Here is a 12,577-nt window from a genome sequence, read left to right on the forward strand (position 1 = left end):
ACATCGTAGACTGTTTACCATCATTGCAACGCACAGCGCGGTTCGTGCTGTCTCCACTGAGGAGCACTTATGAGTGAGTCCACTCCCACACCCAAGCCCAAGCCAGTCCCGCACCCGATTCCGCGGCCACGCCCCGTCGCTGCTGCTATCGCGAAACCCGCTCAGGCAATCGACGAAGCGGCCGCTGCTCGTGCAGCCGCCTGGGGTCGTGTGGATGGTGAAGGAAACGTTTGGCTTCGATCGGATGAAGGCGAACGCGTCGTCGGCCAATATGCAGCTGGCGGTTCCGAAGAAGACGCGCTTTCGCTCTATGTGCGCCGGTTCCTCGATCTTCAGGCACAGATCTCACTTCTGGAATCGCGGGTTGAAGGTATCAGCCCTGACGAAGCCACTGCCTCTCTGAGCTCAATCGAAGCGCAACTTGTCGAACCCGCCGCTGTGGGTGACGTTGAGTCCCTGCGCAGCCGAGCGGCGGCCCTCAAAGCCACCATCTCAGCTCGGGCGCAAGTAATCTCTGCAGAGCGCGAAGAAGCCCGTGCGGCTGCACTGGCGGAGCGCACCACGCTTATCGAGCGCGCAGAAGAGATCGCCAATACCGCTCCGAACAAGATTCATTGGCGCAACTCTCGCGAAGAACTCGCCCAGATCTTTGAGCAGTGGAAGGCAGCGCAGCGCTCCGGTCCAAGGATAGACCGGACCACCGAGGAAGCTCTGTGGCAGCGCTATTCGAAGGCGCGTAGCCAGTTTGACAAGGCACGCCGCCATCACTTCGGCGTGCTCGAATCCGAGCGCAGCGAAGTGATGGCACGCAAGAACGCCCTCATCGAACGCGCAGAAGCCATGGCCGAATCAACCGAATGGGGCAGCACAGCTGCCGCATACCGCGCTCTCATGGACGAATGGCGCCAGGCGGGTCACGCCGCGCGCAAGGATGATGACAAGCTGTGGGAGCGTTTCCGCGGGGCCCAGCAGCGATTCTTCGATGCGAGGGCAACACACTTCGCCGAACGTGACGAAGAGTTTTCTGGCAACCTCGCTGCGAAGCTCGAACTGATCAAGGAAGCAGAAGCTGTGCTTCCTGTGAAAGATATTGAAGCTGCTCGTGCCGCCTTGCGCGACATCGAGGACAAGTGGGATCAGATCGGAATGGTTCCCCGCGCAGATATCGGACGCACGGAAGGCCGTCTGCGTGAGATCGAAGAAGCGGTTCGCGACGCAGAAGCAGAGAAGTGGCGCCGTACCGATCCCGCAAAGCAGCAGCGCTCGTCTGGTATGGCTGAGCAGCTCCAGCAGTTGATCTCCGAACTCGATGGTCAGATCGAAGCGGCTGAAGCTGCTGGAGATCAGAAGGCCCTCAATGAACTCACGAGCGCTCGGCAGGCCCGCGAGGCGTGGCTGGCGCAAGTGCAGAAGGATCTGTAGGCCTGTAGGTCTTCTTAGCTGAGTACGGGTGTGGGAGGTTGCGAATCATCGCAACCTCCCACACCCGTATTGGGTGGCTTGTTGATAACCCGCGCAGCCGTAACCTGAGCACCCCACAATAGGCATATGGATACGTGGCGAACCGCTCCGCAGATGGATCACGAAACTCAGATGTTGCTTCGGCAAGGGCTGCTCATCGAGTACGCACCCGGCTGCACTGTGCCCGCAGATTTGGCATCGTTACCTGTTCTCAGAGCCGAGCTGATATCGCGCATTGTGGTTGCAGACGCCGTCGCAATCCTGTGGAGCGCACTGTGGATCCACACCGGCTGGCATCATCCCGAGAAGCTTTCAGTGGTGTGCGCCGCACATCCACGGCGCACCAAAGCACCCTACATGTTCCGCACTGCCATCGCTGAAAGATCTCAACAGAGAATCGGCCCGCTCAACGTCACTACGACCGCTCGGACGGCCGCGGACCTCCTAGTCCTTGATGGCAGTTCTCAAGCTCTTGATGCGGTGTTTGTACTGCTCAATCACGGACTCGACCCCGCGCATGTTGAACGTGAGTTAGAAGAACTATCCACGCGTCCGCGATATGGCTTTGCGGCGGGAGTTGCCGCTGCGCTCCCCCATTACCTGGAGGAACGCAGCACACGCTCTCACCATTGCGAGATGACCTTTCCATCACTGACATCACCTTGAGGTGCAGAAGCACCAACGCGGCGTTGCTCTGCCTTCTTCGATCCTGTCACACGATAGGCATCGTAGACTCCCTCGATCTTGCGTAGGGACTGCAGGACCTGTGCTAGGTGTCTGGGATCAGCCATCTCAAACACAAAGCTCGACTTTGCCACACGTTCCTTCGATGTGGTCATCGTGCCTTGCAGCAGGTTCACTCCATGTTCTGAAAGAACCCGGGAAATGTCTGAAAGCAGGCCGTGCCTGTCCAACGCCTCGATCTGCACGTGGACAAGGTAAATGGCGTCAGCTCCAAGTGACCAGTCCACATTGATGAAACGTTCCGGCTCGCGCCTAAGGGAGGCCACATTGGGACAATCGGCGCGGTGTACCGATAGTCCATTGCCACGAGTCACAAAACCCACAATGGCGTCCGGTGGAACGGGAGTGCAACACTTTGCGAGTTTGACCAGCACATCTGAAGATTCCATCGATTCCACAACCACGGCGCTGTCTCCAGCAGACGTGCGTCGGTGTTGGATTCGAGTAGGTGTGACGGCCTCTGCCAAGGTCTCTTCAACACCGGCGTTGCCGCCTTGCGATGAAATCAGGTGACGCACCACGGTCTCGGCAGAAACCGAGCCTTGGCCAATCGCCGCGTACAACTCCGTTACATCGGAGCGATTCAGATCTTGGGCAACACCCCGCAGAGTGTCGTGACTCATCAACCGTTGAACTGGTTGATTCTTCCGCCGAATAGCCTTTGCAAGTTTGTCCTTGCCTGCCTCAATAGCCTCATCACGTTGTGAATGCTTGAACCACGACTTGATCTTGGCTCGCGCGCGTGGAGAGGCCACAAAATCCAACCAGCCTTGGGACGGACCCGCAGAATCACCTTTGGCCGTAATGATCTCAACGTTGTCGCCCGATTCCAGCCGATGGTCCAGCGTCACTAACCGATCGTTGACGCGTGCCCCCACTGTGCGGTGGCCAACCTCGGTGTGCACTGCATATGCGAAATCCACGGGGGTAGACCCTGCCGGCAGTTCGAGCACTTCACCTTTCGGGGTGAATACATAGACCTGATTGCCGGAGATCTCGTACCTCAGTGAATCCAAGAACTCAGCGGGATCCGCAGTCTCTCGCTGCCAGTCCACCAGTTGGCGAAGCCAATTGAGCTGAGTCTCCTCTGTTCCTCCTTGGTTCTTGTTAACCGAGGTTGTGTTCGGGTTCTCCTTGTACCGCCAGTGGGCAGCCACACCGTACTCGGCACGGCGATGCATCTCATACGTTCGGATCTGCACCTCAAGTGATCGCCCGCCCGGGCCGATCACCGTGGTGTGAATCGACTGATACAGGTTGAACTTAGGCGTGGTGATGTAGTCCTTGATGCGTCCCTGAATGGGCGTAAAGACCGTGTTGGCTACGCCAAGTGCTGCATAACACTCGGGGACGGTCTCAACCAGCACACGCACGCCCACGAGATCGTAGATGTCTTCGAAGTCCTTGCCTCGCAGAATCATCTTCTGGTAGATCGAGTAGTAGTGCTTCGGGCGCCCGGTGATGGTGCACTTGATCCGGGCCGCCTTCAGCTCCTTCTCAAGCGAAGCCTTGATCTTGGCGATGTAGGCCTCACGTTCGGGATTGCGCTCAGTAACAAGCCTCTCAATCTCCGTGTAGACCGAAGGATAGAGCACCTTAAACGAGAGATCTTCAAGTTCCCACTTGATAGAGTTCATTCCCAGCCGATGAGCTAGAGGAGCATAGATCTCCAGAGTCTCACGTGCCTTGTTCTGAGCGCTCGATTCTGGAACGTACTTCCAGGTGCGGGCATTATGCAGGCGGTCTGCGAGCTTGATAAGAAGAACGCGAATGTCCTTCGACATCGCAATAACCATCTTGCGGACGGTTTCAGCTTGAGCAGCCTCACCAAACTCAACCTTATCCAGTTTGGTCACGCCGTCCACCAGAAGCTCGACAGTTGCACCGAACTCCTTGCGCAGCTCTTCGAGCGTATACCCGGTATCTTCAACGGTGTCGTGGAGAAGTGCGCCCACGATCGTGTCCTCATCCATACCGAGTTCCGCAAGGATTGTGGCAACAGCCACTGGATGTGTGATGTACGGTTCTCCGGACTTACGCTTCTGATCCTGATGACACCTATCGGCCACCTCGTAGGCACGAATAATCCGTGCCTTATCCACACTCTTCGTACCGAGGGCGCGGATGAGAGGCTCCAGTGCTGCTGGTATCTGGAGTGCCGATCTGCCCGTCAACCACGTGAGACGCGATCTGACCCGTGGTGTTTGAGACTCACTCATGTCTACCCCCTTTTGGCGTAATGATAGTCGCCTAGACAAGAAAAGGCCGCACGCTTCCGCGTGCGGCCAATTCCTTGCACTTAGTACGTCAGGACGGCGTCGACGTCGCGTCCCTCAAGTTTCTCACGTCCGCCTAAAGCGGCCAGTTCGATAAGCACACAAAGCCCGGTTGGCTTTCCGCCAGCACGCTCAATGAGATCAAACGCTGCATTAGCCGTGCCACCCGTTGCAAGAACATCATCAATGATCAACACACGCTGACCATCCTTAACAGTGAATGGCTGGAGTTCCATACGAGCCGAACCGTATTCGAGGTCGTAATCGACTCCCACCACAGGTCCAGGCAGGCGGCCCGCCTTGCGAACCGTCAGCATGCCCACACCCAATGCAAGTGCGAGCGGTGCCGAAAGGATGAATCCACGCGACTCCAAGCCTGCCACTGCATCCACTTTGCCGCGATAGCGTTCTGCAAGGATATCGATCAGTGCCCCAAATCCATCGGGATCAGCGATGAGTGGCGTGATATCACGAAACAGTACCCCGGGAGCCGGAAAATCCTGCACCTCACGAAGATGGCTCTCTACGAGAGCCACAGTCTCCTGCGGGAAGACAGAGCCTTCATTCACTTCTTGCTCCTGTTCTTTCGGCGCGGCTGGGCCGAAGCGCCTTGATGATGACCGGCGTCACGAATGATGCCGTGGGCAGGTCCTGCCGAATCCACATCGTCCAGATCGGAAACGTCTTCACCAGCTGCGATCTTTGCTTCACGGGCCGCCGCACGTTCTTCGCGAAGCGCAATGACCTTCTCCGTATGCGCCTTGATTTCCGGATTCAACTCAGCAAACTGAACAGCCAGAGGCGAGGCGATAAAGATGGACGAAATCGTAGACAACAATAGCCCAACAAACATGACCAGTGCGAGGTCACGCAGAGTTCCGGCGCCAAGCAGCAGCACTCCGATGAACAGAATTGACGCCACTGGCAAGATACTTGTGACAGAAGTGTTGATCGAACGAATGAGCGTCTGGTTGACAGCAAGGTTTGTCGACTCGGCAAATGTGTACGAGTTCTGAGTCAGCAGTTTGGCATTGTTCTCGCGGACCTTGTCAAACACCACGATCGTGTCATAGAGCGAGTATCCCAAGATGGTCAACAAGCCAATGACAGTCGAAGGTGTTAACTCGAAACCGAACAGGCAATAGACGCCAACTGTCACGATCAGATCGTGGAGAAGGGCGATGATTCCACCCGCTGCACTGCGCCAGCCTCGGAAATACAGAGTCAAGCCAACGGTGACCAAGAGTACGAACACGATGAAGCCGCGAATGGCCTTCATAAGAATGTCATTGCCCCACGACGGACCAATATAGGTAGAGGTCACATCGGATGAAGGGACTCCGTAGGCGTCTGCGAGCTGATTACGGATGTCTTCCGTCTGCGTGTTTGTGAGATCTTGCGCAATTGTCTGAACGCGTATCGACGCATCGCCCACCTGGGTGACGCGCGCACTCTCATCGCCCAAGGCGTCTCTCATGATGTCAGAAGCAGCCGACTGGTCTGTATCTTGCGTATTGGAGATAGTGAACTGGGAGCCACCGGTGAACTCGATTCCAAGATTCAAGCCCTTAGCGAATACGAGCACACATGAGAGCAATACAGCGGCCAAGGCGATGGAGAACCAGATCTTACGCTTACCAATGAAGTCGAAAGACTTCCGCCCGGTGTAGAGATCATTGCCAAAGCTATTCATTGACATCAGTTCTCCTCCTTCGATTCGGTGGCTGAGTCATCTGATTCGGGCGTCTCCGCATCAGAATCCGCCGCGCCCTCAGCGGCTCGGCGCCGCTCCTGAGCCCGACGTTCGGCAAGAGAAAGCCTGTGCCCATTTTCGTCGACGACGAGCGCCGCATCCTCGGCTCGCGCATCCAACGTGGCAACCGCAGTCTTCTTCGGAGCAGGGGTTGTAGCCCGTTCCTCCGAAGAGCTTTCTGAGTCCTCAATGCCCTGCTCGACCGCCGAGGCGATCTGCTCTGCACGGGTCTCCTTGGCGGGCTTAGACCCACGATCCAGAGCGGAGCCACGCCCTCGGTAGACCGGCGTGCGGCCAAGCGCTGCCGGATCCATTCCCGAGAAGCGGTGGCCCTCACCAAAGAACTTCGTGCGAACAAGCAGTGTCATGATCGGGTAGGTGAACATCAAGACGATCACCAAGTCGAGCACTGTGGTAATACCCAGTGTGAAGGCGAAGCCTCGCACGGAGCCAACCGCGAGGAAGTACAGAACGATCGAGCACAGCAGGTTCACACCGTCGGCAACAAAGATGGTGCGCTTGGCGCGGTGCCAACCATGAGAAACGGCCGCCGAAAGGGTTCTTCCTTCGCGGATTTCATCGCGTATTCGCTCGAAGAACACGATGAACGAATCAGCCGTGATTCCAACAGATATGATCAGGCCCACCACACCCGCGAGCGACAATCGATACCCGATCGTCCAGGAAAGCAAGCTGACAATCAGATAGGAAAGGCCGGTAGCGAGCACAACAGAACCAGCGGCAACGAATCCGAGGCCGTGGTACTGCCACAGCAGGTAGAGCACAACCAGCGCAAGTCCGATGAGACCAGCGATGAGGCCTGACGTCAGTGACTCAGAACCAAGTGTCGCTGAGATCTGCTCCTCAGACTGCACCTCAAAGTTCAGCGGCAGTGAACCGAAGTTGAGCTGGTTGGCCAAAGTCGCGGCTTCATCCGAAGTGAAGTCTCCAGAGATCATGGCCTTGCCGCCAGTGATAGCGGCATTCGGTGCGGGTGCGGAGATGACTTTGCCATCCAACACAATGGCGAACTGATCCTGAGGAGAATCAAGGTCAACTAGGCGCCCGGTTACCGCAGCAAACGCATCCGCACCAGCGCTGTTGAGTTCAAGGTTAACTACCCACAGGGATTTGGTGGAATCATACCCTGAGGTAGCTTGGGTGACATTTGTGCCCTCAACTTCGGCAGGTCCAAGAATGTACTTCTCACCGCTGGAACCGCAAGCGGCGACTGCCACTGCGGGGTCATCGGCTGATGTGGACTGGGTGTTCGGATTTGTGCAGTCAAGAATCAGCGACTCGTAGTAAACCTTTTCGGTGATCCATGCCGTGTCGGAGGCGTTCTCTGGAGTAGTTGTGGGCGTATCGGAAAGAACTCCATCGCCGTCTGCGTCTGCAATACGCTTGGCTTGTTCTTCCAGCTCTGCCTGAGAATAGGTGGCATTTGCACTTGGGCTCGCACTTGCACTGGCCGAAGCTTCTGGCGAGGCCGATTCGGATGGCGTCGCACTCGCTGTATCGGTTGCTTCAGCAGACGCAGAAGCCGATGCTTGGGCCTCGTCATATGCCTGAACGGTAGCAGGAGTGAGCGCTCCTGAACCGGTAGTGGTCAGAGTCAGCACCGGACGCATACGCAGAACCGCGGATGTGCGTACCAAGTCGAGAGTCTCCTGCGAAGGCTCACCTGGCAAGCCCACAACGATGTTCTGACCGCCCTCAGAGGTGATCTCGGCTTCGGAGACACCTGAGGCATCCACTCGCTGCCGAATGATCTCGATAGCCTGATTGACGTCTTCCTGAGTAATCTCCGAGCCATCCGTGGTGGTCGGGGTCAGGATGATCTGCGTACCACCTTCCAAGTCCAATGCGAACTCGGGGATCCAGCGTGATCTATCTGTGGTGAGTGTTCCGACCAGAAGCGAAGCGATGAGCGCTACTGACAAAACGATGAGCATGACGAGGCGACGCCAAGGAACAACTTGACGTACCGAAGTGGTGCGGGTCGACATATAAAAATCTCTCGATGGTTGATCAGAACCGAGTGGAACCGTTGATTTCGCCGTCTTGGGAAGGCTGATCACTTGATGGCGTATTCTCCGATTCTGGTGAGTATGAATCCGGAGCTTCGAAATCTTCCTCGTCTGCCGCTGGGACATTGTCCTCAACCTCGGCTAACGGCAGGTCAGCAACAGCGCTAATTGACTTCTTCAGCCACACTGTTTCGTCACCACTCGGGCTCTGCAGAGTAACGGCATCCCCATCGATGTCAACAATCGTTCCAAAGAAGCCTGAGGTAGTTACCACATTGTTGCCGAGTGCAACCGCTTCTTGGCGTTGCAGTTCAACCTTCTTTTGCATGCTCTTGCTCGATCGCGACATCCACCAGATCATGAGAACCATCACGGCAATGAAGATAAGCAATGTTACGTCTGGATTCACAGAAGCTCCTAGCAGATTGCAGACAGTACCGCGCTAGTCTACGCGGATGCAGGCCCATTGGGAAAACTGGGCCAATTCTCAACTAGCTTGTCGTTACTGCGCAAACTCGGCGGCTTTCTTGCATAGTTTTGTGGCAGCTAGCCTGGCGTTTCCCGCTCCCAAGCGCATTAGGCGAAGAGCGTGCCAGATGCTTCCGGTGGCACCAAACCTAGGTGTTGCCATGCCAGTTGCGTGGCGGCACGCCCTCGAGGCGTCCGCACGAGGAATCCCTCACGTACGAGGTAAGGCTCCGAAACGGTTTCAACCGTCTCAGGTTCCTCTCCCACCGATACGGCCAACGTAGTCAGGCCAACCGGCCCTCCGCCAAAGCGCTTACATACTGCATCCAACACGGCGCGGTCCAGGCGATCCAGACCTCGCTTATCCACTTCGAATACGTCTAACGCCGCCTGTGCGGCGCCCAGATCCAGCACCCCGCTCCCCCGGACTTGTGCCCAATCTTGAACTCGCCGAAGCAGACGGTTTGCAATGCGTGGCGTACCGCGAGACCGCAAAGCGATTTCGCCGGCCGCACTGCTCTCAAGGTCAGCACCGAGTTTGACCGCATTCGTGGTCACGATCGTGGTCAGGTCTGAATCGCTGTAGTACTCCAGATGCCCCGTAAATCCAAAACGATCGCGCAGTGGAGCTGGGAGTAGACCTGCCCGAGTAGTGGCTCCGACCACGGTGAACGGCGGAAGCGGAAGTGGAATAGATGTAGCGCCTGGCCCCTTGCCAACCATCACGTCCACACGGAAATCCTCCATAGCTAGGTACAGCATTTCTTCTGCTGTTCGTGCCAAACGGTGAATCTCGTCGATAAAGAGCACGTCGCCTTCCTGCAAGGAGGAAAGAACTGCTGCCAGATCGCCCGTATGTTGAATAGCCGGCCCGGAAGTTAGGCGCAGCGAACCACCCACTTCATTGGCAATGATCATTGCGAGGGTGGTCTTGCCTAACCCGGGAGGTCCAGAGAGAAGGACATGGTCAGGCGTGCGCCCCCGTTGCAGTGAGGCTTCGAGCACCAATGACAGCTGTTCGCGCACCACTGGTTGCCCAACAAAATCCTCCAGGTGGCGTGGTCGAAGCGCAGCCTCAGCTGCCCGCTCCAGATCGGTAGCTTCTGCGGTCACCAGTTCGTTTGAATCATCCATGCTCAGCGCCTACTTCCCAAAACCTGAAGGCTGGCACGCAGCAAGGTTGGTACGTCGCCGCCCGGGAACTGGGCCTGAGCCTCATCACAGGCCAGCTGGGCGTCGCGTTCAGGCCATCCCAAACCTACGAGTGCCTCAACCACATCACTGCTGCCAACTGGAGTGGCGGAGGCCGATGCCTGGCCAGATCCACGCACGGGGCCAAGCTTGGTGCCCAGTTCGAGGATCAGACGCTGTGCACCCTTCTTCCCGATTCCAGAGACGCGTTGCAGCGCAGCCGCATCTTGATTGTGTACTGCCCGGCGTAGTAGATCGGGCGTGTGGACGGCAAGAATCGCAAGTGCGATACGCGGCCCGACCCCTGAAACTCCTTGGAGGATCTCAAAGGTTTCGCGATCGTCTAGATCCACGAAGCCAAATAGTGTCAATGAATCCTCGCGCACTACAAGCGCTGTGTGGAGGAAGGCTTCGCGCCCAACTGTGAGAGTGGCCAGCGTGGCTGGTGTTGCCAGAACGCGTAACCCAATGCCGTTGACATCTATAACCGCGGCCTCAGTGCTGAGCATGAGGACTTCACCGTGAACCACGGAAATCATCGCAAGCCTTCCTCGAACGTATGTTTGAAGATTCTAGCTCAGTTATATTACTTGGCGCGTGGCGCCACCGCGCCGTGTCGGCGCGACATCCGCTCAGCGCCAGCCCACAGTTTCTGAGCTTCAGTCAGATCGCGGCCAGTTGCTCGCGGCAATGTGCCCGCACCGCCATGCTGAGCGCGATCAGGTTCCGCGTGCAGAGAATCGGCGCCGCCCCGCCAGGCCTGCGTGATCGCTATTGCCAAGGAGTCCGCTGCGTCAGCTGGGCGTGGAAGCTCCGTCATGCGCAGGATCCGCTGAACCATGATCTGAACTTGCCGTTTGTCTGCTCGGCCGCTTCCCGTGACCGCCGCCTTCACCTCGGAAGGCGTGTGCATTCCCAAGGGAAGACTGGCACGTGCAGCGGCGAGCATCACGATTCCCGCCACCTGTGCAGTTCCCGTTACGGATCTAACGTTGGATTGCGCAAAGACGCGTTCCACCGCGACGACGTCGGGCTTGAACTCCTCCATTACCTCGTCTAGTCCATCTGCGATGATGAGAAGGCGTTTGTGAGGAGCCAGTTCGGCGGCCGAACGCACTACTCGCATGTCAACGAGCTGTACGCGCCGGCCGCCCTCTGTATCGATAGTCCCGAAGCCGCACCGGGTCATACCCGGATCAACCCCGAGAATCCTCATGGCTAAGCTTCTTCGAGTTGCGCGAGAACTGCATCCGGAATGTCAACATTGGAGAAGACGTTCTGTACATCGTCGCAGTCATCGAGTGCATCGATGACACGCAGAACCTTCTCTGCCCTTTCCTTATCCACTTCCACCTTCATGGAAGGCACGAACTCGCTCTCAGCTGAGTTGTACTCGATCCCGGCATCCTGCAAAGCGGTACGCACGGCCACCACGTCGCTCGGATCCGATTCAATAACGAACACGTCGCCTTCATCTGTGACTTCTTCAGCGCCGGCATCGAGCACGGCCATCAGGATGTCATCTTCAGTCAGGGCATCGGTCTTGGAAACCTCGACCACACCACGACGTGCGAACAGGTAGGAAACCGAGCCTGGTTCCGCCAGCTGGCCTCCGTTTCGGGTAAGTGCCACCCGAACCTCGGATGCAGCGCGGTTCCGGTTGTCGGTGAGGCACTCAATAAGAACTGCGACGCCGCCTGAAGCATAACCTTCGTACATGATCGATTCGTAGTTGACGGCATCTGCGCCTTCACCGGATCCGCGCTTGACTGCGCGGTCGATGTTGTCTGCTGGCACGGAGTTGCGCTTTGCCTTCTGGATGGCATCGAACAGGGTTGGGTTACCAGCAGGATCGCCACCGCCTGTGCGCGCGGAAACCTCAATGTTCTTGATAAGGCGCGCGAAGAGCTTGCCGCGCTTGGCATCAATGGCGGCCTTCTTGTGCTTAGTAGTGGCCCACTTAGAGTGTCCTGACACAGGTTCTCCTCAGAAATTGCTTGTCGTCCGTGAATATTGTACTCGCACCCGCACCTAGCTTGACATGGTCCACAGCTATTGGGCCCGCAGTGGCGTGGACCTACTGCTCCCACACTTCAGTGCACGTACCATCCCATCCTTGGCGCCACGCCTCGGCATAGCTGGCGAAATTCTGCGGATAGACGGTTTCGCCACGGCTCTCCGCCTCTGGAATGGCCTCGATTTCCCACCACCGGTATTCGTCGAGCAGTTCTTCTTCGAGCGCTGTCAGATGTGTCGAATTTCCGATTCTCTCCATCTCAGACTGAGTGACAGTGGCAATAAAAAAGAGTTCGTGCTGACGCCGCGTCTCCCAGGCGAATCGGAAAATGGCGTGGCGCCTCATAACCGGCCCGACCAAACGGTCGGGTTCAAACTGAAGCCCGGTCTCTTCACATAGCTCCCGGCACGCTCCGGCCTGTGGGGACTCATCCGGCTCCAGTCCCCCGCCTACGGTGAACCACCAAGCATGGTCCGTATCTCCGAAGTCGTGGCCTTTGATCAAGAATGTGGCACCGGCGTGGTTGAACAGGACTATCCGTGCAGCATTGCGCGAGAGTATGCCGTCCGCATCGGGGTGCCATTCGTTGACCAGTTGGTCACGTTGTTCGTTACTCAAGTTTGGAATAGCCACCCCA

12 protein-coding genes are annotated in these 12,577 nt (G+C 57.2%); 2 read left to right on the forward strand and 10 right to left on the reverse strand.

Features of this window, described 5'->3' with window-relative positions; genetic code table 11:
- The first annotated feature begins 69 nt into the window (after positions 1 to 69).
- Both H2O17_RS06795 and H2O17_RS06800 read left to right on the forward strand, forming a co-directional pair.
- A complete protein-coding gene (locus tag H2O17_RS06795; protein WP_182049006.1) occupies positions 70 to 1,422 on the forward strand; it encodes a DUF349 domain-containing protein in 1,353 nt (450 codons plus the stop codon).
- Positions 1,423 to 1,548: 126 nt separating this feature from the next.
- Positions 1,549 to 2,127: a hypothetical protein gene (locus tag H2O17_RS06800; protein WP_182049007.1), complete on the forward strand. Its 579-nt coding sequence runs from the start codon at positions 1,549 to 1,551 to the stop codon at positions 2,125 to 2,127.
- On the opposite strand, the gene H2O17_RS06805 is transcribed toward H2O17_RS06800, so the two are convergent.
- The 10 genes from H2O17_RS06805 to H2O17_RS06850 all read right to left on the reverse strand — a co-directional run bounded on the left by H2O17_RS06805 (position 2,085) and on the right by H2O17_RS06850 (position 12,573).
- Complete coding sequence (locus tag H2O17_RS06805; RefSeq protein WP_182049008.1) at positions 2,085 to 4,424, reverse strand: RelA/SpoT family protein; 2,340 nt, start codon at positions 4,422 to 4,424, stop codon at positions 2,085 to 2,087. The two genes, H2O17_RS06800 and H2O17_RS06805, sit on opposite strands and share 43 nt — an antisense overlap.
- 80 nt (positions 4,425 to 4,504) lie before the next feature.
- Positions 4,505 to 5,050 (reverse strand): adenine phosphoribosyltransferase, encoded by a 546-nt coding sequence (locus H2O17_RS06810; RefSeq protein WP_182049009.1) that lies wholly within the window; start codon positions 5,048 to 5,050, stop codon positions 4,505 to 4,507.
- Positions 5,047 to 6,180 carry a protein translocase subunit SecF gene (secF, locus tag H2O17_RS06815; RefSeq protein WP_182049010.1) on the reverse strand — a complete coding sequence of 378 codons (1,134 nt, stop codon included), beginning with the start codon at positions 6,178 to 6,180 and terminating at the stop codon, positions 5,047 to 5,049. Before secF ends, H2O17_RS06810 begins: the two co-directional genes overlap by 4 nt.
- Positions 6,180 to 8,243 carry a protein translocase subunit SecD gene (secD, locus tag H2O17_RS06820; protein WP_182049011.1) on the reverse strand — a complete coding sequence of 688 codons (2,064 nt, stop codon included), beginning with the start codon at positions 8,241 to 8,243 and terminating at the stop codon, positions 6,180 to 6,182. The genes secF and secD overlap by 1 nt, the downstream gene beginning before the upstream one ends.
- A 22-nt stretch (positions 8,244 to 8,265) precedes the next feature.
- The gene (gene yajC / locus H2O17_RS06825) at positions 8,266 to 8,673 is read right to left on the reverse strand and encodes a preprotein translocase subunit YajC (RefSeq protein WP_182049012.1); all 408 of its coding nucleotides are present in this window, start codon (positions 8,671 to 8,673) and stop codon (positions 8,266 to 8,268) included.
- A gap of 167 nt (positions 8,674 to 8,840) precedes the next feature.
- The gene (gene ruvB / locus H2O17_RS06830; RefSeq protein WP_182049013.1) at positions 8,841 to 9,866 is read right to left on the reverse strand and encodes a Holliday junction branch migration DNA helicase RuvB; all 1,026 of its coding nucleotides are present in this window, start codon (positions 9,864 to 9,866) and stop codon (positions 8,841 to 8,843) included.
- A gap of 2 nt (positions 9,867 to 9,868) precedes the next feature.
- Complete coding sequence (ruvA, locus tag H2O17_RS06835) at positions 9,869 to 10,462, reverse strand: Holliday junction branch migration protein RuvA (protein WP_182049014.1); 594 nt, start codon at positions 10,460 to 10,462, stop codon at positions 9,869 to 9,871.
- 47 nt (positions 10,463 to 10,509) lie between these two features.
- Positions 10,510 to 11,139, reverse strand: a complete 630-nt coding sequence (gene ruvC / locus H2O17_RS06840) for a crossover junction endodeoxyribonuclease RuvC (protein WP_182049015.1) — start codon at positions 11,137 to 11,139, stop codon at positions 10,510 to 10,512.
- A 2-nt stretch (positions 11,140 to 11,141) separates the two neighbouring features.
- Positions 11,142 to 11,900, reverse strand: a complete 759-nt coding sequence (locus H2O17_RS06845) for a YebC/PmpR family DNA-binding transcriptional regulator (protein ID WP_182049016.1) — start codon at positions 11,898 to 11,900, stop codon at positions 11,142 to 11,144.
- A 100-nt stretch (positions 11,901 to 12,000) separates the two neighbouring features.
- On the reverse strand, positions 12,001 to 12,573 hold the full coding sequence (locus H2O17_RS06850) for an NUDIX hydrolase (RefSeq protein ID WP_182049017.1): 573 nt from the start codon (positions 12,571 to 12,573) through the stop codon (positions 12,001 to 12,003).
- Between the last annotated feature and the right edge of the window lie 4 nt (positions 12,574 to 12,577).

The sequence above is a fragment of the Changpingibacter yushuensis genome, assembly GCF_014041995.1.
In the GTDB taxonomy this organism is placed as follows: Bacteria; Actinomycetota; Actinomycetes; order Actinomycetales; family Actinomycetaceae; genus Changpingibacter; species Changpingibacter yushuensis.

Bases quoted from the DNA above. Each gene is read 5' to 3' on its own strand.
- ruvC (WP_182049015.1), bottom strand. From the start codon at position 11,139: ATGAGGATTCTCGGGGTTGATCCGGGTATGACCCGGTGCGGCTTCGGG.
- secD (WP_182049011.1), bottom strand. From the start codon at position 8,243: ATGTCGACCCGCACCACTTCGGTACGTCAAGTTGTTCCTTGGCGTCGC.
- H2O17_RS06805 (WP_182049008.1), bottom strand. From the start codon at position 4,424: ATGAGTGAGTCTCAAACACCACGGGTCAGATCGCGTCTCACGTGGTTG.
- H2O17_RS06795 (WP_182049006.1), top strand. From the start codon at position 70: ATGAGTGAGTCCACTCCCACACCCAAGCCCAAGCCAGTCCCGCACCCG.
- ruvB (WP_182049013.1), bottom strand. From the start codon at position 9,866: ATGGATGATTCAAACGAACTGGTGACCGCAGAAGCTACCGATCTGGAG.
- secF (WP_182049010.1), bottom strand. From the start codon at position 6,180: ATGTCAATGAATAGCTTTGGCAATGATCTCTACACCGGGCGGAAGTCT.
- H2O17_RS06800 (WP_182049007.1), top strand. From the start codon at position 1,549: ATGGATACGTGGCGAACCGCTCCGCAGATGGATCACGAAACTCAGATG.
- ruvA (WP_182049014.1), bottom strand. From the start codon at position 10,462: ATGATTTCCGTGGTTCACGGTGAAGTCCTCATGCTCAGCACTGAGGCC.